The following is a 21157-nucleotide window of genomic DNA, read 5'->3' as shown; positions in this document are numbered from 1 at the left end:
GGATGCGTGAATTTCACTCGGACGGGAGGGTTTGGGGCGGGTGGGTGGACGCGATGCGCCTGTCCGTACCCGCGCCCCCGGAGGTCCACCGTTACCGTCTGCGGCGTACGTGTCCGTCCGAACGGGGTTCAGCGAGGTGTTCGTGAAGAAGGAGCGGCAGGCTCTGGTGGCCGTTGCCACCGGGGTCGTTCTGGTCACGGCCGTGGGGTGCTCGGACGGTGGCGGGTCTCCGTCCGACGGGAAGTCGGCGACGTCCGCGGCGCCCTCGCCCACCCGCTCGTACCCGCTGTCGAAGCCCGTGCACACGATCCCCGAGGTGCGCGACTTCACGCCGGCGCACGGGCCCGGCTGGAAGCCGGGCGGCGGCAAGGTCGTCGTGAAGGACGGCGAACTGGCCGACGAGGGGCGGCTCCTCGCGGACGAGCTGGACCTGAAGTACGCCGGGGGCGGGGACGCCGGCTCCGGTGACGTCGAGCTGGCGCTCGGCGGGAAGAGCGGGGCGAACCCGGAGTCGTACCGGATGACCGTGCGCGGCGGGACCGTGCGGATCACCGGGCCGAGCGACACCGGCGTGTACTACGGGACGCGCACCCTCAAGCAGCAGGTGCACGACGGGGCGAAGGCGCCGGAGGGCGTCACCGCCGACGAGCCCGCCAAGGCGCAGCGCGGGTTCAACCTCGACATCGCCCGCAAGCACTTCACGGCCGACTGGATCAAGGACCGGATCCGGGACATCGGGGACCTCAAGTACAACCAGCTGGGCCTGCACTTCTCCGACGACCAGTCCTTCCGCATCGAGTCCGACTCGCATCCGGAGGTCGTCTCCAAGGACCACCTCAGCAAGGCGCAGGTGCGGGACATCCTGAAGCTCGCCGCCCAGCGGCACATCACGGTCGTGCCGGAGATCGACTCGCCGGGGCACCTGGGCGCGGTGATCGCCGCGCACCCCGACCTCCAGCTGCGCGACGCGAGCGGGGTGGCGGCGCGCGGCGCCGTCGACATCTCCAAGCCGGGCGCCGCGAAGATCGTCGACGATCTGCTGAAGGAGTACGCGAAGCTGTTCAAGGGGGCGTACTGGCATCTCGGCGCCGACGAGTACCGGGCGCTGATGAGCGAGAACCCCGAGGCCTCCTACCCGCAGCTCGCCGCCGCGGCGCGCAAGAAGTACGGGGCGAACGCCAAGGTCCAGGACCTCGCGCAGGGCTGGCTCAACGACCGGGCGAAGACCATGGCCCCCTACGACCGGAACCTGAAGGCCTGGAACGACGGGTTCTACAAGGGCGGGGTCGTCGACGCGGACAAGGGCATCGAGGTCGCGTACTGGACCGGCAAGGAGATCGGCGCGCGCGAGCCGCTGGAGTACCTGGACGAGGGCCGGAAGCTGACGAACTACAACGACGAGTACCTGTACTACGTCCTCGGCCAGCCCAACACCTTCGTCTATCCGACCGGTGAGCGGATCTACAAGAGCTGGACGCCGCGCGTGCTGCGCGGGACGAGCCCGGTGCCCGCGAAGTACGACGACCGGATCCTGGGCGGCTCCTTCGCCGTGTGGTGCGACATCTCGGGGGCGCAGACCCCGGCGCAGGTCGCCAAGGGCGTCCGGATGCCGCTGCGGGCGACCGTGCAGAAGCTGTGGGATCCGGAGAAGCCGGAGCTGAGCTGGCCGAAGTTCGTCGATCTGGCCGACAAGCTGGACGGCTGACGGCTCTGATCCGCCGTTCTGGTGGCGAAGTCCCGTTCCCCTGTGGTCTATTCGGCCGCAGGTACGACGTTTGTGGCGTACACCGGGACGGGGGGAACGGACATGGGTTACTGGGGCTACTACGTGGTCGCCAGAAGCGGTCAGCCGCTGGACAAGTGCGAGGCCCTGAGCGGCGTGCGCGAGGAGCTGACACTCCTTGAGGAGCGGGCCGACAGCTGGCAGGTGTGGGAGTGCCCCGGCGGCGGCGAGCAGGCGCGCGACGTCGGCAGCATGAACGCGCTGGCGGCGGAGACCGGGGCGCCCGCCCTGTTCGCGTACGTCATGGACTCCGCCTGCGCGGTCGTCGAGGCGGCAGGCCCTGAGAGCGGGGCGTGGACGGCGTGCCTGGGGCGCGCCGCGATGACCGGGTACATCGGCGGGGACGAACGCGCCCTGGAGGACTACTTCCTGCCGCCGGGCGACGCCGCCGAGCGGGCCGTCGGCTGGGCCGGCGAGTGCGGCCGCGAGGTGCCGCTGGAGCCGCTCGACGAGGTGCTGCGCGCGGCCGCCCGGCCCTCGGCCGAGGAGCTGTTCTTCCGCTTCCTCGACAGGCTCGGCGTGCGGGGACTGTGACGTTCCGTGGTGTGCGGACGCAGTGGGATACGTAGGCGTCAAGGGGAATTGCTGGGTCCGCGTCCGGAGGAGCGTTACGTCCATGAGCCTGGTGGAACTGATCGCGCAGGCAGATGAACGAGGCCTGGCCACGAGTGGGCTCGGCTGCCTCGACCGGTGTGTGCCGCTGCTCGGCGTCGGCGGGCCCGGCGACCCCGAGGAGGATGTGCTGCGCCCGCTGTGGGCGAGCCTCGCGGAGGACGGCGCGGACTGGGGAGCGCGGCTCGCTTCGGCGCGCGACGAGCTGAGCGGCGCCGCGGGCGAGGGCGAGGCCGCGGAGCTGGTGCGGCGGATGCTCGGGGCGGCGCCGGAGCGGGCGGTGGCCGTGGCGTGGCGGGAGTGGGCGGACGCCTGCTCGGTGGCGGCGCTCCAGGTGCACCGGATGCTCGATGTGTCGGAGGACCGGGCGGCCAGCGTGAGCGCGCGCCGCGAGGGCCGCACCGAAGGGATGTCGCCGCTGGTCGCGGCCGAACTGCGCCGCCAGACACAGATCCTGGAACTGCTCGCGGACGGTGGCGCGGGCGGGCTGCGGCAGGCCCTGGTCGTCTCGACGGAGGGGCGCAGGGTGCTGCGGGCGGCCGTCTCGCGGCGCGCGCGGGGGCGCGGCTGACGCCGCCGGCCGGGGACGTGGAGACGTAAGAAGAGGGCCGTGAAAGATGAGGGCCGTGGGGGCTGGACGGCCCCCACGGCCCTCATCGGTACAACTCGCGTGCTACGGCGCCAGGTTGGTGCCGATGCGTGCCGTCGCCGAGGTGCCGAGCGTGGTCCTCGTGAAGGTCTTGGTCGAGGTCAGGCCCAGACCGCTGGAGTTGCTCGGTACGTACGTCAGGTTGCCCTCGCCCGTGTTCTCGCCCGCCGTGCCGAGCACCAGGTCGGTGCGGCCGTAGCCGGAGAGGTCGGTCAGGGCGACCGCCGAGCCGAGGTTGTCGTTCGACTCGGTGGAGCCGGGGACGCCGGCGGTGTCCTGCGTGACGGTGAGCGCGCCGGTGCCGGTGATCCCGGTCGAAGTGCCCTTCAGCAGGATCGAGTTGCCCGCGTTGGAGCGGTTCGACGTGCGGGTGATGTCCTCGTTCGGCGCGCCCGCGAGCACATCCGCGTAGCCGTCGAGGTTGTAGTCGCCCACCGAGATCGAGGCGCCCATCGCGTCGCCGGACTCGGCGGCGCCGGGGACGCCCGAGGTGTCCTGGTTGACGCTCTTGGCGCCCGTGGCGGTCAGCCCGCCGGCGGTCGTGGACGTCGCCGGGGAGCCCTTGACGAAGGTGACCTGGCCGCCCGCGGCCGCGCCGGACTCGGCGGTGTAGGGCTGGCCGACGGCGATGTCGTCGACTCCGTCGCCGTTGATGTCGCCGGCGCCGATGGAGCGGCCGCCCTTGACGGTCAGCGTCGCGGCCTTGCGCAGGCCGCCCGAACCGCCCTTGTACCAGACGACCTTGCCGAGGCCGGCGCCGTCGCGGTAGTTCAGCGCGACGTCCGCGTAGCCGTCCTGGTTGAAGTCGCCGGAAGCGGCGTCCTCGTAGGACAGGTCGTCCTCGGTGGTGGTGATCGTGGAGTCGGTGTCCCAGCCGTCGCCGTAGCGGGCGCTCCAGGTGCCGCCGGTGCCGGTGGAGGCGGCGAACACGTCGGCCTTGCCGTCCGCGTTGAAGTCGCCGACGGCCACGGCCGAGCCGAACCTGGCGTTGGTCAGCTCGTAGCTGCCGTCGATGTTGACGCCGGTGCCGGTGGTGAAGTCCGGGCCGTTCAGGATCGTGTACGCGCCGCGGTCGGAGTGGCCGCCCGTGTCGTCCTCGCCGGGCTGGCCGACGACGATGTCGGTGTGGCCGTCGCCGTTGATGTCGCCGGTGGCGGTGGAGGCGCCGAACTCGTCACCGCTCTCGCCCGCGCCGGGGACGTCGCCGGTGGACTGCGAGATCAGCTTCTTGCCAGTCGTCGTGGGTCCGGAGACGCTGCCGGGCACGAGGGCGATCTGGCCGCCGCTCGACCCCTTGGGCAGTCCGGCGACGATGTCGTCGGTGGCGTCGCCGACGACGTTCTGGCTCGCCAGGGCGTGCGAGACGCCGGGGGTGGCGGCGAGCGTCGCGATGCGGCCCAGCTTCGGGTACAGGTTCGCGCCGGGGCACAAGGTGGTGTTGGTGTCCTTGTGGCCGAAGACGCGCGGCAGGGTGATGGTGGAGCCGAGGGGGACCTTGTTGCCGTCGGTACCGAGGTCACCGTTGGACGTCAGGGTCACCTTGTCGGTCGCCTTGATGCCGTACTGGCCGAACTTCCAGGCGACGACGCGGGCGATGGAGTCGAGCGCGGCCTTGGTGGGCTTCATCTTCTCGAAGTTGCCGATGTACGAGATGCCGACGGTGTCGGTGTTGAAGCCGTAGTCGTGGGCGCCGTGCACCGGCAGGTCCATGCCGCCGGTGCGGCCCTCGAAGATCTGGCCGCAGCGGTCGACCACGAAGTTGTAGCCGAGGTCGTAATAGCCCTTGCCGACGTGGTCCTGCTGGATCTCGCGCAGCCGCTGGGCGCTCTGCGCGCAGGGGATCTGGTTGTCCGAGTCGACGCCGGTGTGGTGCACGACGGCGGCCTTGATCTCCGTGTCGTACGTGGGAGTTCCGTCGTGCGGGAGGCCGGGGCCCCACACGGACTGGGGGATGATCGCCGGCTTCACGACGGTCGAGGGGCGGGCCGCGGGCGGCGTCTCGTCGGCGGCGAACGCGGCGGGCTCGGTGGCGCCCTTGCGGGTTCCCGTGCCCGGGTCGATCAGCTTGACGTCCATCCCGGACGGCAGGCCGGACGCCTTGCCGTCGGCGTCGACGACGCGCACCTCGACACCGTTCGAGGCGGCGGCCGTGGACACGGACGTGGTGCCGCCGCGGATGTCGGTGCCCTCGCGCTCGGCGCCGTCCGCGTCGTTCGTCTCCTCGGGCAGGGTGGTCCAGGCACTCCAGGCGCCCGACTCGGCGTTCCGCGCCCGGAACTGGGCCGTTCCGTCGAGCTCGTCCTTCGTGTCCTTCCACGTCACCGACACGGCGTTGAACGGCTTCGTCGACTTCTGCGGAACGACCTTCCGGTCCGCCTTCGTCTCCAGGCTCAACGTGTGCACGGCGGCGGCCCGGTACGCGGCGACCGGGGCCGCCTCCGTGCCGGGATCGGCCATCGCGTACGACACGACTCCGGCGCCGCCGACCACGACCGCCCCCATCGTGATCCACGCTCTCCGCTTGAGACTCAGCGGCTTGTACGCGTGCGATCTGCGCGCGCCGGCCGCGTCTTCTCGCGAATGTCGCGGGCTCAATTGCCCCACCCCTTGATGAAGTTCACATGGACCCCGCCTGAAACGCGGGTAGATGCTCTATCCAGCGAACGACCGCCGAAAAGCGTCACTGGTTGCGCGTTTGTGGCGCAGGTCACTGCGTGGGGCGCGGTGGGGGAATGGTTCGGGGCGACAGATGAGTCACGCCAAAGGTTGTGCGGGACACGCGAGTTCGTCGTGTGAGAAGCGACATGGGGGAAACCTGTGACGGTCATGTGAGTCGGTCCGCTGGAGCTGAGCGGGGCGTGCCGGAGTCGCGGTCGCCCATCAGTGGACCAAGGGGTGCGAACCGTGACCGAGGACGAGAAGCCGGCGCCGGATGTGCGGCGCGTGATCGTACGGCGCGTGGTGACAGGGGTCTTCGTCGCCGGACTTCTCGGGGCGGGGGCCGTGCAGCGGGCCGTTCCGGAGAGCGGGCCGGCGCCGAGGGAGGAGTCCCGGGCGACGTGGCTCGCGGGTGACTTCCAGGGGATCGAGCCGCCCGAGGTCCTGCGGATGACGCGTGCGGAGCGGCTGCTGACGACCTCGACCGGCCTGATGCACGAGACCAGGTCCGTGCGGATGGCCGCCGATGTGCGCAAGGGGCAGCAACGCGTGCGCATGGACGTGCGGATCGACCACGCGGGGAGCTGCGCCGGGAGCTTCGACGGCGGCGTCGGCAACCGGGGCACGCTCGTCGTCGTCGCGGGCAAGGGGCCCGAGGCGTACCTGAGGTTCAGCGAGTCCGCGCTCGCCGAACTGCAGCGCATGGCGGACAGCAGGGGCGGCACCGTCGCCGTCCGCATGCGGGACCGGATCGAGCAGATGCGGGGGAAGTACGTGAAGGCGCCCTCGAAGGGGGCCAAGGGCCTGGCCGACGGGTGCAGCATCACGCGGCTGATCGGGTCCGGCGAGGACGACTGGAAGGGGACGCGGCAGCTCGCGCCGGTGCGGCGTGAGGGCCGGCGGGTGATCCCGCTCGCGCCGTCGGCGACCGACGACGACCAGGGTGTCGCGTACGTGGACGCCGACGGGAAGCCGTATCTGCGGGCCCTCAAGGCGAACGAGAAGGACATGTCGGTCGACCTGAGGTTCTCCGAGTACGGGAAGCCGGTGACGGTGCGGCGGCCCGCGGCCGCGGAGGTCGTCCAGTTCGCCGACGACGGGTCGATGTTCTCGGCCTGAGCGCGCGGTCCGGGCCGCCGCGCCGCCGGGCCGCCTGTGACGTTTCTGTGGAGGGCGGCGCTGATCCCGTCAAGGGGCGGTGGGCGCGGGCGCGTCCGCCTTCTGTGGAGACGTGCGAAGAGGAAAGCGCTTGGGCCAGGGAGGGGAACCCCGTCGTGCGCAGGCGCACGACGGGGAGCTGGGCGCGGCCGTCGCCCGGGCCCAGGAGGGCGACGAGGCCGCCTTCGCCGTCGCCTACCGGCTCGTACAGCCGGGGCTGCTCGGGTATCTGCGCGGGCTCGTGGGCGACGAGGCGGAGGACGTCGCCTCCGACGCGTGGCTGGAGATAGCCCGGGATCTGGGGCGATTCCGTGGGGACGGGGCCGGGTTCCGCGGCTGGACGGCGACCATCGCACGGCACCGCGCGCTCGATCTGCTGCGGCGGCAGAAGGTGCGGCCGAGGCAGTCCGTCCTGGAGCAGGACGTGCTGGAACTGCCCGGCGGGCACGACACCGCGGAGCAGGCCCTGGAGGCCCTCTCCACCGAGCGCGCGCTCGCGCTGCTCGACCTGCTGCCGCGCGATCAGCGCGAGGCCGTGCTGCTCCGGGTCGTCGTCGGGCTCGACGCGCCCGCCGCGGCCCGCGTCCTCGGCAAGCGGCCCGGAGCGGTGCGCACGGCGGCGTACCGGGGGCTGAAGCGGCTCGCCCGGCAGTTCGGAGGCGGCGGGGCGGGAGGGCGTCCGGTGTGACGGATCGCGGGGCGCGCACGCTGGGGGAGGCGAGATGACTGCGAATTCCTCGCCGCCGGTCGAACCCGACGGCGAAGCCGACGGTGCGGGCCGCGCCGCCGACCGGCCCTCGGTCGGCGCGCTGCTCGGCGACGCCGTGCGGGGCGGCGGCCCGTCCCCGGGCGCGGCCGACGAGCGGCGGGCGCTCGCCGCGTACCGCGAGGCCCGCGACGCGGGGGCGCTCACCGCGGCGCCCCGCAGGCGCGACGACTGGCGCCCGGGCAGGCGGTGGACGGGGTGGCCGGTGCGGGCCGTGGTCAACTCCCCGCGGGAGCGGGGCGGATAGCGGCACCGGCGAACGGGACCGGCGAACGGCACCGGATAGCGACACCGGCGAACGGGCCCGGAAAAGCGGGACGGCCGAGGTCGCCACCCCCCACAGGAGAGACCCCGGCCGCCGCGCGTCACGGGTCGCGAGCGGCCCGTACTTATCTCAGCGCCGCCGATGCGTTTTCTGTCACACCACCCTGGGAGCCAGTTGGTTGCCAGTTGTACGAACATGGACGCGAGGACGTTTCAGGCCGTAGCGTTCTGGTTCGCGCCGGGCGCGCGCGCCCGTATCGACGGCGCACACGGCTTCACGGCCAGAGCAGGGCAGGGGCAGGGAGTGCTGGGGGACGACGCGGAGCTGACCGCCGCGGTGCTTGCGGCGCGGGACGGGAGTGAGGCTGCCTTCCGGACCGTGTACCGCACCGTGCACCCACGGCTGCTCGGATACATACGCACGCTCGTCGGCGACCCGGACGCGGAGGACGTCGCGTCGGAGGCCTGGCTGCAGATAGCCCGCGACCTCGACCGCTTCGAGGGCGATGCCGACCGGTTCCGCGGCTGGGCCGCCCGGATCGCCCGCAACCGCGCGCTCGACCACATACGCATGCGGGGACGCCGGCCGGCCATCGGCGGCGACGAGACCGAACTCACCGGCAGACCCGCCCTCTCCGACACCGCCGACGAGGCCATGGAGTCCCTGGCCACCGGCAGCGCCATGGCGCTCATCTCCAAGCTTCCGCAGGACCAGGCCGAGGCCGTCGTGCTGCGCGTCGTCGTCGGACTCGACGCGAAGAGCGCAGCGCAGACCCTCGGCAAGCGGCCCGGCGCGGTCCGCACCGCCGCGCACCGGGGCCTGAAGCGGCTCGCCGAACTGCTCGGCGCCGCCGACTCCACCGCGGCCGGGAACTCCCCCGACTCCCTCGAAGCGGTACCGACTCCACGGCGCGACCGCACCCGTACGGCGACGTCCGCAGGTGTGACGCATTCGCGTTCGCGGACGCAGAAGGACATGTGATGGCCGACGAGCAGGACAAGTGGCTCAACCGCGACGCGGCGGACCGCCTGCTGCGCGGAGAGGCCCCGGCCGTTTCCGGAGACGACGCCCCGCGGGCCGACCGACTGACCGCCGCGCTGCACGCGCTGGCCGAGGTACCGGCCGGGGCCGACGGTGAACTTCCGGGCGAGGACGCCGCGTTGAAGGCGTTCCGTGAGACGCGCGCCGTCGCGGCTGTGAACGGCGCTGTGAACGGTCCGGCGCGTGCGGGCCGCTCCCGGCGGTCCGCCCGGTCCGCCCCGAAGGCGTCCGGTCCGCGTTCGTTCTGGGGTCGCCCCGCGCGGCTCGGAGCCGCCGCCGCGTTCGCCGTGTGCATGGTCGGCGGGGTCGCGGTCGCCGCCGGGACGGGGGTGCTGCCCTCGCCGTTCCGCGAGTCGGACGATCCGGCGCCGGCCGCGTCCGTGTCCGCCGCCGCGAGCCCCGAGCGGCCGCTCGCCTCGGCCTCCGCGGGGGTCACCGAGGACGGCCACGCGCTGCCGAGCCCGACGGAGCCGTCCGGTACCTCCGGCAGCGGGTCCGCCTCCGGCTTCCCGTCCCGCGGCCACGACGCGGGCGAGCCGAGCGACGGCCGCACGGCCCAGGGCCGGGGCCACGGGCCGGACGGGACCGGCCCCGGCGGGGCGAGGGCCCAGGCGCGCAAGCTCGTCGACACCTGTCGCAAGTACCGGGGCGGGCAGTCCGGCAGCGCGGACGTGCAGCGCCTGGAGGCGTCCGCGAAGGCCCTCGGGCAGGACACGCGCGGCCTCGACCGCTTCTGCGACCGCGTCCTGGCCCGCGCCGGTGCCCCCACCGCGCCTGCCGACAGGACCACCTCGCAGCACACGGACAGCAAGAGCGACTCGGGGAGCCAGAGCGCCTCGGACGACGGCAACGGTTCGGGCGGCAAAGGCGGCAAGGGCAACAGCGAGAGCGGCGGCGACAACGAGGACGAGGACGCCGACCCGGACACCGGCGCGAGCCCCAGTTCCAGTGCCAGTCCCAGCGCCAGTCCCAGTGCCGGCGTGAGCTCCACGCCGAGCCCCAGCGCGAGCCCGACTCCCTGACCTGCGGAAACGTAACGGGTCAAAAAGGTTGCGCGCCAAGTGTGACGTTTCTGGACGACGCGGCGCAGTAATGAGTGAGCCGACTGGTCATCGGCCGCGCACGAGCCCGGGTTCCCCCCGTACCTGGTGCTCGGTGCCACTGGCGCGGGTGGGACACGTTCCCCCGGTCCCACCCGCGCCTCTCAACACGTCACCTGCGGATGTCATCTGCGGACGTTGCGGGGCCGCATCGGGCCTCACCAGTAGACGACGACCTTGTCGCCGTTCCTCACCTGCGCGAACAGCTTCGCGATCTTCTCCTCGTCCTTGACGTTCACGCAGCCGTGCGAGGCCCCCGCGTACCCGTGCGCCGCGAAGTCCTCCGAGTAGTGCACGGCCTGGCCGCCGCTGAAGAACATCGCGTACGGCATGGGGGAGTCGTAGAGCGTCGACACGTGGTGCCGGGATTTGAAGTACACGGGGAAGACGCCCTCGCGGGTCGGCGTGTACTCGGATCCGAACCGCACCTCCGTCGTCATCAGGCGCTTGCCGTCCACCATCCACGCCAGCGTGCGGCTGGTCTTGCTGATGCACAGCACCCGCCCCTTCATGCAGCGCGGGTCCGGCTTCGCCGGGGGCTGGCCGCCGAACTGGTACAGCTCCCACTTGCCCGGCTCGTGCGTCATGTTCAGCAGGCGCTGCCAGGTCACGGTGTCCGTCCTGCCCGTGCGCGGCAGTCCGCGCTTGCCCTGGAACCCCTTGACCGCGTCGGTGGTCGTGTCGTCGTACGTGCCCGTCGGCCCGTTGAAGAGCCAGGCCACCTGGCGCAGCCGCGCCTGCAGCTCCCGTACGTCCTTGGAGCTGTCACCGGGGGAGAACAGGATCTTGGGGGCGGCCGGCGACGGCGTCGCGGACCCGGTGGGCTCGGCGTCGTCGGAGGGGGACCGGGACGCGTTGTCGGTGGGCGGCCGGGACGAAGCGTCGGTGGGCAGTCGGGACGAGTCGGAGGCGGACGGCTGGGACGTCAGTGGCGGTGCGGCGCGCCCGCCTTCCACCGCCTGGGCCTTGCACCCGGCGACCAGGGCGAGCACCCCGGTGACCGCGATCGATGAACGTAGGACAGCTGTCCGCATGACGTCCCCCCGCCTGCCGCGCCGTTCTCTCCTGTCACGACGGATGCTGCCCGCGCCGGAACGGCTCCGAACTCAGGGTGACGCCCGAGGTGATGACGCGGGGCAAACACGGGAAAGTCTGTGAGCAAGGTCCCAGCGCGGGGCTCTCCACTGGCCGCACGCCCGCCGCTACAGTCCGTCGCGAGGGTCGTTAACTACTGGTAAGTAATCAGCGCACGTAATCAGCGCACAAGTAATCAGCACCAAATCGGCAAGCATCGGCAAGTCATCGCTGGAGGCACAACCATGGCGCGCGAATCCGAGTCCGGACTGCCCATCGAGCCGGTCTACGGCCCGTCGGCTCTGGAGGGCTGGGACCCGGATCAGAAGCTGGGCGAACCGGGCGCGTACCCGTACACGCGCGGTGTGTACCCCACGATGTACACGGGCCGCCCCTGGACGATGCGGCAGTACGCCGGGTTCGGCACGGCCACCGAGTCCAACGCCCGCTACAAGCAGCTCATCGCGAACGGCACGATGGGCCTCTCCGTCGCCTTCGACCTGCCGACCCAGATGGGCCACGACAGCGACGCCCCGATCGCGTCCGGCGAGGTCGGCAAGGTGGGCGTCGCGATCGACTCCATCGACGACATGCGCGTCCTGTTCGGCGGCATCCCGCTGGAGAAGGTCTCCACGTCGATGACGATCAACGCCCCGGCCGCGCTGCTGCTCCTGATGTACCAACTCGTGGGCGAGGAGCAAGGGGTGCCGGCCGACAAGCTCACCGGCACCATCCAGAACGACGTGCTCAAGGAGTACATCGCCCGCGGCACCTACATCTTCCCGCCGAAGCCCTCGCTGCGGCTGATCGCGGACATCTTCAAGTACTGCAAGGCCGAGATCCCGAAGTGGAACACCATCTCGATCTCCGGCTACCACATGGCCGAGGCGGGGGCCTCTCCCGCGCAGGAGATCGCCTTCACGCTCGCCGACGGCATCGAGTACGTCCGCACGGCCGTCGCCGCCGGCATGGACGTCGACGACTTCGCCCCGCGCCTGTCGTTCTTCTTCGTCGCCCGTACGACGATCCTGGAGGAGGTCGCCAAGTTCCGTGCGGCGCGCAGGATCTGGGCGAAGGTGATGAAGGAGGAGTTCGGCGCCAAGAACCCCAAGTCGCTGATGCTCCGCTTCCACACGCAGACGGCCGGTGTGCAGCTCACCGCCCAGCAGCCCGAGGTGAACCTGGTGCGCGTCGCCGTCCAGGGCCTCGGCGCCGTCCTCGGCGGCACGCAGTCGCTGCACACGAACTCCTTCGACGAGGCGATCGCGCTCCCCACCGACAAGTCCGCGCGCCTGGCCCTGCGCACGCAGCAGGTCCTCGCGTACGAGACGGATGTGACGGCGACGGTCGACCCGTTCGCCGGCTCGTACGTCGTCGAGAGCATGACGGACGACGTGGAGGCCGCCGCCCTCGAACTCATGGCCAAGGTCGAGGAGTTGGGCGGCGCGGTCAACGCGATCGAGCGCGGCTTCCAGAAGAGCGAGATCGAGCGCTCCGCCTACAGCATCGCGCAGGAGACCGACTCCGGTGAGCGCGTCGTGGTCGGCGTCAACCGCTACCAGCTCGACGGCGAGGAGCCCTACGAGCCGCACCGCGTCGACCCGGCCATCGAGGCGCAACAGGCGGCGCGGCTCGCGAAGCTGCGGGCCGAGCGTGACCAGGGGGCGGTCGACGCCGCGCTCGCCGCGCTGAAGAAGGCGGCCGAGGGTGACGACAACGTCCTCTACCCGATGAAGGACGCGCTGCGCGCCCGCGCGACGGTGGGCGAGGTCTGCAATACGCTCCGCGAGGTGTGGGGGGCGTACGTGCCGACGGACGCGTTCTGACGGGGGCGTCAGCCGGGCGGGGGCGTTACCGCGCCGCGAGGTTCGTGCGGCGGCGCCGGGGCGGGCCCCTGACCACTGTTGCGCGGCACCGGGGGGCCGCCTTGCCCACCCTGCCGCCCAAGGCGGCGGATTGCCCAAGGCGGCGGGCGGTGGGTGTTCGGTATGCGGAATGTTTGAGTGGTGGGGCGGACGGGCGTGGGAGACTCGCCGCATGCTGGGTGTCATCGATCTTCCGACCTATCTCGCGGGCCTCGCCCTCATCATTCTTCTGCCGGGGCCGAACTCGCTGTACGTGCTCTCCGTCGGCGCCCGCCGCGGCATACGCACCGGCTACAAGGCCGCCGCGGGCGTGTGGTGCGGGGACACCGTCCTGATGACACTCTCCGCCGCCGGAGTCGCCTCCCTGCTCCAGGCCAACTCCCTGGTCTTCGGGATCGTGAAGTACGCCGGCGCCGGCTATCTGACCTGGCTCGCGATCGGCATGATGCGCGCCGCGTGGAGCATGTGGCGCACCCGCAAGGAGCGGCTCGCGGCCGAGAGCGGTGCCGCCGAGGAGGCGCCCGCGCAGGAGCGGCCGTTCCGCCGCGCCTTCGTGATCAGCCTGCTCAACCCCAAGGCGATCCTGTTCTTCATCGCCTTCTTCGTTCAGTTCGTAGACCCGTCCTACGCGTACCCCGCCCTCTCGTTCGTGGTCCTCGGCGCCTTCGCGCAGGTGGCCAGCGTGCTCTACCTGTCGGCGCTGATCTTCAGCGGCATGAAGCTCTCCGCCGCCTTCCGCCGCCGCAGGCGCCTCTCCGCGGGCGCGACCTCGGCGGCCGGGGTGCTGTTCCTCGGGTTCGCGGTGAAGCTGTCGCTGTCCAGCGTGTAGCGCCGCTGCGGCTGTCGCGGCCGGCCGGTCATCCCACCCCGGACTCCGCCAGATACTGCTCCACCCCCTGCGCCGTCTCCCCGGCCCATGCCACATAGCCGTCCGGGCGGATCAGGAACACGCCCCTGCCGTACGCCTCGTATGCCGGGATGCGGGTCGTGTGTATCAGGGCGTTCAAGTCGCCCTTCAGTGGCGGGAGTTCGGTGGTCGTGTCCACCGTCAGGAGCGTCCAGTGCGGGCCCCGGAACGCGTCGAACAGCCGCACCCCGCCCCGCCGCCCGTCCGGTGCCCGGTCGCCCGCCCGCAGCGCGTCGTCCGCGAGTCCCGGCCGGGTCTCCCGGGTCAGCGCCGACTCCCGGTATCCGATGCCCAATTGCCGCACCTCGTCGCCGCGCCGCGTGGGCGTGCCCTCGGCGTTCGCCCGGTGGATGCGGGTGCTGATGCCGAGGATGCCCGCCGCCACCGGTATCCGCTCCTCCTCGTACGTGTCCAGGAGTCGGGCCGGCGCACCGCCGGACAGCACCGCCGCCAGCTTCCAGCCCAGGTTGTACGCGTCCTGCACGCTCGTGTTCAGGCCCTGGCCGCCCGCCGGTGAGTGGACGTGCGCCGCGTCGCCCGCGAGGAAGACCCGGCCCACCCGGAAGCGGTCCGCGAGTGCCGCCCGCGCCCGGAAGTCGGAGGCCCAGAGCACCTCGGCGACGTGCTCCTCGGAGAGTGCCGTGCGCGTCGCGAGGAGCTTGGTCACCGCTTCCGGTGAGGTGTCGGGGACCGCCGACTCGTCCGCGTACTGCGCGGCCAGCTGGTAGACGCGGCCCTTGTCCTCGGCCATCGGCAGCGGGCAGAACGCCACCCCGCCCTCCGGCGCCTTCGGCCACACGTGCCAGTGCGTGTCCGGGATCGGGGCGTCGTCCGTGACGCGCACGTCCGCCACCAGCATCGGCTTCGGGTCGACCGTCTCGCCGGTCATGCCGACGCCCAGCAGCCCCCGGACCGTGGAGCGGCCGCCGTCCGCCGCCACCGCGTACCGCGCACGCACCGCCGAGCCGTCCCGGAACGTCGCCGTCACCCCGTCCGCGTCCTGCGTCAGGCCGGTCAGCGCGGCACCGAAACGGACGCCGCCGCCCAGCTCCCGCAGCCGCGCGTACAGAATCGCCTGCGTGCGGGCCTGCGGTATCAGCCACGCGTTGGCGAACGGCACTCCCTCCGTCGGCTCGGAGCGCTGCATCATGTCCCACTCGTCGCCCGGCTCGGCGCCCTCCCAGACCCGCATCCGCGGATACTCCGAGCCCGCCGCGTGGATCTCCCCGAGGACCCCGAGGTCGTACAGCACCTCCTGCGTGCGCGGCTGGAGGCCCTTGCCGCGCGAGCCGGGGAACAGGCCGTCCGCCCGCTCGACCAGCAGCGCCCGCGTCCCGCGCCGCGCCAGATCCGTCGCCAGCGCAAGCCCTGTCGGGCCCGCACCCACGATCAGGACGTCCGTCGTCTCCGTGTCCGCCGTCGTGCTCGTCACCGTGTCCGCAGCCATCGCCATCCGCCCTCCCCTTAACGCCGTTAAATCCGCCTGCCTCCGAGCATGGGCTTAACGGCGTTAAACTGTCAAGCGTGGCTGAGCAGAAGAACCCGAAAGACGTGAAGAAGCCGAAGGCGGACAAGCCGAAGCTCGACAAGGCGCACGTCGCCGACACCGCCCTCGACCTGCTGAACGACGTGGGTCTCGAAGGGCTGACGCTGCGTGCCATCGCCAAGGAGCTGAACGTGCAGGCGCCCGCCCTGTACTGGCACTTCAAGAACAAGCAGGCGCTGCTCGACGAGATGGCGACCGTCATGTTCCGGCGCATGACGCAGGCCGGTGCACAGACCAGCGCACAGACCGGTGCGCAAACCGGTGCGGACGTCCGCTACGAGCCCCCCGGCACCTGGCAGGAGTGGCTGGTCGAGGGAAACCGGCAGCTGCGCGCGACCCTTCTGCGCTACCGCGACGGCGCGAAGGTCTTCAGCGGATCACGGTTCACCGGCACCGATCACGGGCCCGAGCTGGAGGCGAACCTGCGCTTCCTCGTCGATGCCGGGTTCACCCCCGACCAGGCGGCCTGGGCGAGCACCACCGCGTACATGTACACGCTCGGCTTCGTCACGGAGGAGCAGGGCATGCGGCCGCCACCGGGCGACGCGGGCCCGCGGCGGGAGCCCGCCGTCGACATCGCCGAGCGCGCCGAGAAGCTGCACGACTACCCGCTCGCCGCCGCCGCGGGCGGTCAGCTCTTCGCGGCGTACGACGAGCGGTTCGAGGAGGGGCTGCGGCTGATCGTCGCGGGGATCGAGGCGCGCTACGAAGTGCGCTGAGCCGTCCCCGTTCCCGTCCCCGTCGAGGCCCCCGCCCCGGGGTGCCGGTTGAGCGACCTGCGCAGCAGCGGCGTCGCCCACTCCTCGACGTAACGGTTCAGCAGCCAGGCGAGCGTCAGCATCAGCGCGATCGTCGCCGCGAAGGTGACCGACGCGGGCAGGCCCACGCGGCGGTGCAGGGCCGCGATCGCCACCCAGCCCAGGTGCTCGTGGACCAGGTAGAAGGGGTACGTGAGGGCGCCGGCGACCGTCAGCCAGCGCCAGTTCGCCCAGCGGGTCCAGCCGACGGCGATCGCCGCCACCGCCGCGAAGCCGAGCGTGACCACCACGACGATCCCGAACGACGAGCGGTACGAGAAGAAGTCGGGGTTCGGCGCGTGCCATGTCCGGTCGACCGCGAAGTGCTGACCGATCAGCCAGCTCACCGCGACGATGCCCCACGCCGTGACGTCCCGCCGGTCGCGGTGGACCAGATACAGGCCGATGCCGCCGATGAAGAACGGCGCGTACTCCGGCATCAGGACGAGATTCGCCAGCGACGCGTCCGGTCCCGCGCCTTCCGCGAGCACCGCCGCCAGCGTCCACACCGCGCAGAACAGCACCACCCGGTGCCGGGTCGCGCCCGGCAGCACGACGCAGACCGCGAACAGGGCGTAGAAGCGCAGCTCCGCCCAGAGTGTCCAGCACACGCCCAACACCCGGTCCACACCCAGGGGTTGTTGCAGCATCGTCAGGTTCACGAGCGCGTCGCTGGGCGACACCGCCTCGTAGGCCACGACCGGCAGCGCGAAGACGGCCGTCACCAGGACGATCGCCACCCAGTACGAGGGGAGGAGACGGGCCGCGCGCGAGGCGAAGAAGGAGCGCAGGGGTCTGCCCCAGCCGCTCATGCAGATCACGAAACCGCTGATCACGAAGAAGATCTGCACGCCGAGGCAGCCGTACGCGAACCAGCCGTGCAGGGTGGGGAATTGGCTGCTCGGCGACGTTCCCCAGGCCTGGGAGATCTCGCCGTCCCGACCTCCGTAGTGGTACGCCGCCACCATCAGCGCCGCGATCAGCCGCAGCCCGTCCAGGGCGTACAGACGGGACGCGGGGCGCGTGAGCACGGCCTTCGCCTGCGGGTCCGTCTGTGGTGCGGGCAGCGGCGGCAGCGTCGTGCCGGGAGCCGTCATTTGAGGGCCGCCCGCTTCAGGGAGCGGGCGCGCTTCGCGACCCTGCGGACCGTCGCGTTGCGCGGGATGAAGGCGAACTGGGCGGGGAGCGCGCCGGGCAGGGCGAGCGAGGTCAGCCGGCGCCGCTTGAAGTATCGCCAGGTCCGGTCGTCGAGGCGCGTGGCGAGATAGCGCTCGGCGGGGCGGCGCAGCTCCGGGTAGATCTTGGCCTGCATGGCGTAGCCGACCGCGCGCAGCAGCTCGTCCAACTCGCCGACGGGCAGCGGCTGTTCCTGCGCCTCCACCGCCGTGCGGTCGGACAGCTCGGGCAGCAGCGCGTCGACGATGGTGACCGGAACCCGGTTGCTGTTCTGGTACGGCGTGAGGCGGTCCAGGAGCGTCGACGTGCCGATGCGCGCCACCGGGATGCCGTACAGGGCGCTCGCGGTGAGCAGTGCCGTGGAGAAGCAGCCGACGACGAGGACCGGGCGCATCCGCTGGTAGAGGACCTCGGCGAGGACGGGCGTCTCCAGGACGGTCAGTTCGACGCCGAGCCGCTGCGCCTCCTTCTCCAGGGCGCGCGACCAGCGGGCCGGGGCCGTGGGGTGCGGCTTGAACACGACGTGCTTGTGGCCGAGTTGGGCGGCGCCGCGCATCATCCGGACGTGCAGGTCCTCCTCCTCGTCGGCCGTGAGGATGCCCAGGGCGGAGAGGTACTGGCCGAGCAGGAGGGCCGGTTCGCCGGGGAGGCGCGGGAGTTCGCCCGCCGCGTCGCACAGGTCTGCGAGCACCTTGAGGAAGACCTCGGTCGGTACGACCTCGGGCTCGACGCCGAACTCCGTGAGCAGCAGCGGCTTCAGGCCCGGCACGAGGTCCAGGTGGAGCAGGCGGCGCACCCGTGTGCCGATCAGCGGGTCGATCTTGTTGCGGGTCGGTCCGTAGCTCATCAGGCCGTCCGCGTACACGTCGACGGGCGCGCCCGCGAAGATCTGCGCGACGGCCATCGCCGGGTTGACCTGGATGGACTCCACGGCCAGCTCGATGTCGTCGTCCCCGAGGTCCCACGTGAGCCGCAGGTAGCGTTCCCACAGCGGGATGTCGTCGGTGCGCGGGCCCCAACTGCCGGGGTGGAAGGGGGAGATCGCCTCGTTCCACGACAGGACGCCGTCGAAGCGGCCCCGCAGTTGCTCGAAGCCGGGCATCTCGTCGACGGCGGGGGTGGTCTCGGGCGTCGCCGCGTTGTTGGCGATGAGCAGCAGCGTGCGGTCCGCCGGGGCGAAGCGGTCGGCGTCGAGGGCCGCGGCGAGGGTGGCGGCGCCGTACAGGGTCGAGGCCAGCAGAATGCGGGTCGTCATGCCGTGACCTCCGCGCTGACCGGTCGGCGGCGGAGCCGGCGCAGGCGCGTGGCCCGCTGGGTGTCCATCGAGTCGAGCGCGTCGTCGAGCACCCGCTGCGGCATGCGCTTGAGCGCGGCCGCGCTGAGCGACTTCAATGTGCGGGCCACGGGAGGTTCGAACCTTTCGATGGATCCCAAGTGGTGGGAAATGATGGCGCAGTACGTACGCACGGCCTTCGGGAGAAGCAGCTCGGCATCCCGGTCCTGGGCTGTTTCCCGGACGACCTGGTCGAATGCGCGGATGAAATCGAGCTGCCGTACGTCACCGATCTGAGTGAGCGACGACGAGACGCCACGGCGATAGAAAACGCCCAAAGTGGAGACCGCCGCAAAGGATTTCGCCTCGCGGTGCAGCCGCCAGATCCACGGCCTGTCCTCCGCCGTGCGCAGCCCGTCCGTGAAGTGCAGCAGACCCTGGTCGGCGAGCCGCCGGTGGTACATGCCGGCCCACGCGTACGCGTAGTCGACGGCGGTCGAGCGGTCGGCGGGCAGGATCGCCGCGCGCGGGTCCATGACGACATTGCGCAGGCCGTGCGGGAAGCGGTGCACCGAGCGGGCCCGCGCCGTGCACTGGACGTGGTCCGTGCGCACGAAGTCGCAGCCGAGGCCCTCCATGGCGGCCAGCAGCTGCGCGTAGTAGCCGGGCGCGAGCCAGTCGTCGCCGTCCAGGAAGGCGAGATATTCGCCGCGGGCCCTGTCGAGCCCGGTGTTGCGGGCGGTCGCGAGTCCTCCGTTCCGTTCGTGTCGCACGACGACCGCGCCGGGCAGCTCGCGCTCGGCGCGCGCGAGAATGTCCGGTGTCTCGTCCTTGGAGCAGTCGTCGACGAGAATGAATTCGAAGTCGTCGCGTGCGTTCGCTCGCAGACTTCTGAGGGTGTCGGGCGCGTATTGCTGCACGTTGTAGAACGGCACGATGACGGAGAGCTTGACCACGACGGTGACGTTAGGGCGCGGCCCGGCATTCGTCTTGACCGGTGGCTTGATGTCAGGTGAACGAAGCGTGGCGGGACCGTGAACCGGCCCTGGCGGGGGCCATTTCCGGGGCCGATTCGCCATTCGTCGGTGTGCTGTTAACCCTTTGTTGCATTCCGGTTGGGCCGCGGCTCGGAATTGCTTCCTAGGTTTTCCATCGTGCCAGTAAGGAACGGAAAGCAGCTCAGGGTCGCCGTGCTCGCGGACTCCGACACCCGGTGGAAATGGGGGTCGCTCACCGCCTCCCGCATCGCCCCCGACAGTGTCGCCCTCGACGGCTATCTGCTGCGCGGCCGGGCCACCCCGACCCCGCGCCAGCTCCGCGAGATCGGCGTCCGCGCCGACAGCCTGCGCGAGGTCACGGCCGTCGAATTCCTGCGCGAGATGGAGTCGGCGGCGTCCGGCGACAGCGAGTCGCGCGGATACGACGTGGTGCTGCTCGCCCTCGTCGGCGGGGGAGTCCAGGCCGTCCTGCACGGCCTCGCCCACGCCTGGCGGGGAGCGGCGCGCCGCCCCGTCGTCGTCACCGGCTATGTCGGCGTCGTCTACGAGAAGCTCGCCGACGGCCTCCTCCTGCGGCACGGCGCCGACGTGGTGCTCGCCAACTCGGGCTACGACGCGGACCGGTTCCGCGCCGTGTACGAGGGGGTGGGCGCGGACGCCTCCGCGGTGACCGAGTGCGCGCTGCCGTTCCTCGGCGGTGAGCCGTACGCCGGTGAACGCGACCCGTACACGGTGACCTTCGCGGCGCAGCCGTCCGTGCCGGACACCGCGGCCGACCGCGACTACCTGCTGGGCCGCCTCGTCCGGCACGCCGAGTCGCACCCCGACCGCGAGGTGCTGCTCAAGCTGCGCAGCAAGCCCGGCGAACACACCACGCACATCGAGGAGATCCCCTACCAGAAGCTCGCGCAGCGCCGCGAACTGCCGGCCAACTTCCGGCTCGTGTACGGGAACATGGGCGAGGTCCTCGACCGTACGGACCTGCTCGTCACGGTCAGCTCCACCGCCGCCCTCGAATCGCTGCACCGGCGCATCCCGACCGCGCTGCTCACCGACCTGGGCGTGCGCGAGGCCCTCGGAAACCACCACTTCACCGGCTCCAACTGCCTCGTTTCCTGGGACCAGTTGGACGCGGGAGCGCGACCCGAACCGGACCCCGACTGGCTCGCCCGGCAGGGTGTCGCGGCCGACGGGACGTACGCAAGCGCCTTCGACGGCGCGCGGGCCAAGGTCGCCGAGCTGCTCGCGAAGGACCGGCCCCCGCTGACGCCCTACTACAGCCGCACCACCGCCCCCGGCTACCTGCCGCGCATCCTCGCCCGCCACCACCTCGCCCCCGACGGCAGCCCGCTGCCCGGCGCGCCCGCCGCCGACCGGGCGCCGGGCCCTGTGCGACAGGTCGTGCGCCGGGCCGCCCGTGGCGCCTACCGGCACGGGGTGCAGCGCGTCGCCCCCGTGATCCGGCGGATGGGGGAGCTGTGAGCCCTCG

17 protein-coding genes and 1 pseudogene are annotated in these 21157 nt (G+C 71.8%); 12 read left to right on the top strand and 6 right to left on the bottom strand.

Annotation, left to right across the window (positions count from 1 at the left end):
* Positions 1-109 precede the first annotated feature (109 nt).
* The 3 genes from ACOKM3_RS17990 to ACOKM3_RS17980 all read left to right on the top strand — a co-directional run bounded on the left by ACOKM3_RS17990 (position 110) and on the right by ACOKM3_RS17980 (position 2966).
* Complete coding sequence (locus ACOKM3_RS17990) at positions 110-1705, top strand: beta-N-acetylhexosaminidase (protein ID WP_426901696.1); 1596 nt, start codon at positions 110-112, stop codon at positions 1703-1705.
* A 102-nt stretch (positions 1706-1807) separates the two neighbouring features.
* Complete coding sequence (locus ACOKM3_RS17985) at positions 1808-2317, top strand: hypothetical protein (RefSeq protein ID WP_426901695.1); 510 nt, start codon at positions 1808-1810, stop codon at positions 2315-2317.
* 82 nt (positions 2318-2399) lie between these two features.
* A complete protein-coding gene (locus tag ACOKM3_RS17980; RefSeq protein ID WP_426901693.1) occupies positions 2400-2966 on the top strand; it encodes a hypothetical protein in 567 nt (188 codons plus the stop codon).
* A gap of 102 nt (positions 2967-3068) precedes the next feature.
* Here the strand turns inward: ACOKM3_RS17980 and ACOKM3_RS17975 are convergent, their stop codons facing one another.
* Positions 3069-5546 (bottom strand): N-acetylmuramoyl-L-alanine amidase, encoded by a 2478-nt coding sequence (locus ACOKM3_RS17975; RefSeq protein ID WP_426901691.1) that lies wholly within the window; start codon positions 5544-5546, stop codon positions 3069-3071.
* 402 nt (positions 5547-5948) lie between these two features.
* Between ACOKM3_RS17975 and ACOKM3_RS17970 the strand changes: the two genes are divergently transcribed.
* From ACOKM3_RS17970 to ACOKM3_RS17950, 5 genes and pseudogenes are all read left to right on the top strand, one after another.
* Positions 5949-6821 carry a hypothetical protein gene (locus ACOKM3_RS17970; protein WP_426901689.1) on the top strand — a complete coding sequence of 291 codons (873 nt, stop codon included), beginning with the start codon at positions 5949-5951 and terminating at the stop codon, positions 6819-6821.
* Between the two features lie 130 nt (positions 6822-6951).
* Positions 6952-7586, top strand: a pseudogene (locus ACOKM3_RS17965) (RNA polymerase sigma factor).
* The gene (locus ACOKM3_RS17960) at positions 7583-7873 is read left to right on the top strand and encodes a hypothetical protein (RefSeq protein ID WP_426901688.1); all 291 of its coding nucleotides are present in this window, start codon (positions 7583-7585) and stop codon (positions 7871-7873) included. Before ACOKM3_RS17965 ends, ACOKM3_RS17960 begins: the two are co-directional and overlap by 4 nt.
* A 321-nt stretch (positions 7874-8194) precedes the next feature.
* The gene (locus ACOKM3_RS17955) at positions 8195-8872 is read left to right on the top strand and encodes an RNA polymerase sigma factor (RefSeq protein WP_426906818.1); all 678 of its coding nucleotides are present in this window, start codon (positions 8195-8197) and stop codon (positions 8870-8872) included.
* The gene (locus ACOKM3_RS17950; RefSeq protein WP_426901686.1) at positions 8872-9954 is read left to right on the top strand and encodes a hypothetical protein; all 1083 of its coding nucleotides are present in this window, start codon (positions 8872-8874) and stop codon (positions 9952-9954) included. Before ACOKM3_RS17955 ends, ACOKM3_RS17950 begins: the two co-directional genes overlap by 1 nt.
* Positions 9955-10190: 236 nt before the next feature.
* Here ACOKM3_RS17950 and ACOKM3_RS17945 read toward each other — a convergent pair whose 3' ends face one another.
* Positions 10191-11066, bottom strand: coding sequence for a L,D-transpeptidase family protein (locus tag ACOKM3_RS17945; RefSeq protein ID WP_426901684.1), 876 nt, complete (start codon positions 11064-11066; stop codon positions 10191-10193).
* A gap of 285 nt (positions 11067-11351) precedes the next feature.
* Between ACOKM3_RS17945 and ACOKM3_RS17940 the strand changes: the two genes are divergently transcribed.
* Both ACOKM3_RS17940 and leuE read left to right on the top strand, forming a co-directional pair.
* A complete protein-coding gene (locus ACOKM3_RS17940) occupies positions 11352-12932 on the top strand; it encodes an acyl-CoA mutase large subunit family protein (protein WP_426901682.1) in 1581 nt (526 codons plus the stop codon).
* 211 nt (positions 12933-13143) lie between these two features.
* Positions 13144-13800 (top strand): leucine efflux protein LeuE, encoded by a 657-nt coding sequence (leuE, locus tag ACOKM3_RS17935; RefSeq protein WP_426901680.1) that lies wholly within the window; start codon positions 13144-13146, stop codon positions 13798-13800.
* Positions 13801-13828: 28 nt separating this feature from the next.
* On the opposite strand, the gene ACOKM3_RS17930 is transcribed toward leuE, so the two are convergent.
* Positions 13829-15325, bottom strand: coding sequence for an FAD-dependent monooxygenase (locus ACOKM3_RS17930; RefSeq protein ID WP_426901678.1), 1497 nt, complete (start codon positions 15323-15325; stop codon positions 13829-13831).
* A gap of 77 nt (positions 15326-15402) precedes the next feature.
* Here ACOKM3_RS17930 and ACOKM3_RS17925 point away from each other — a divergent pair, with 77 nt between their 5' ends.
* A complete protein-coding gene (locus ACOKM3_RS17925; protein ID WP_426901676.1) occupies positions 15403-16143 on the top strand; it encodes a TetR/AcrR family transcriptional regulator C-terminal domain-containing protein in 741 nt (246 codons plus the stop codon).
* On the opposite strand, the gene ACOKM3_RS17920 is transcribed toward ACOKM3_RS17925, so the two are convergent.
* Genes ACOKM3_RS17920 through ACOKM3_RS17910 form a run of 3 tightly spaced genes read right to left on the bottom strand, consistent with a single transcriptional unit; the run spans position 16128 to position 19626 of the window.
* Complete coding sequence (locus ACOKM3_RS17920; RefSeq protein ID WP_426901674.1) at positions 16128-17318, bottom strand: acyltransferase family protein; 1191 nt, start codon at positions 17316-17318, stop codon at positions 16128-16130. The genes ACOKM3_RS17925 and ACOKM3_RS17920 overlap by 16 nt on opposite strands.
* The gene (locus ACOKM3_RS17915) at positions 17315-18652 is read right to left on the bottom strand and encodes a polysialyltransferase family glycosyltransferase (RefSeq protein ID WP_426901673.1); all 1338 of its coding nucleotides are present in this window, start codon (positions 18650-18652) and stop codon (positions 17315-17317) included. The genes ACOKM3_RS17920 and ACOKM3_RS17915 overlap by 4 nt, the downstream gene beginning before the upstream one ends.
* Entirely contained in the window at positions 18649-19626 is a 978-nt protein-coding gene (locus ACOKM3_RS17910; RefSeq protein WP_426901671.1) for a glycosyltransferase family 2 protein, read from the bottom strand. Before ACOKM3_RS17910 ends, ACOKM3_RS17915 begins: the two co-directional genes overlap by 4 nt.
* 198 nt (positions 19627-19824) lie before the next feature.
* Here ACOKM3_RS17910 and ACOKM3_RS17905 point away from each other — a divergent pair, with 198 nt between their 5' ends.
* Complete coding sequence (locus ACOKM3_RS17905; RefSeq protein WP_426901670.1) at positions 19825-21150, top strand: DUF6716 putative glycosyltransferase; 1326 nt, start codon at positions 19825-19827, stop codon at positions 21148-21150.
* Positions 21151-21157: the final 7 nt, after the last annotated feature.

It is taken from the genome of Streptomyces nidicola (genome assembly GCF_050106155.1).
In the GTDB taxonomy this organism is placed as follows: domain Bacteria; phylum Actinomycetota; class Actinomycetes; order Streptomycetales; family Streptomycetaceae; genus Streptomyces.
The sequence above is the reverse complement of the archived record's forward strand: the minus strand, read 5'-3'. Positions and strand labels throughout refer to the sequence as shown.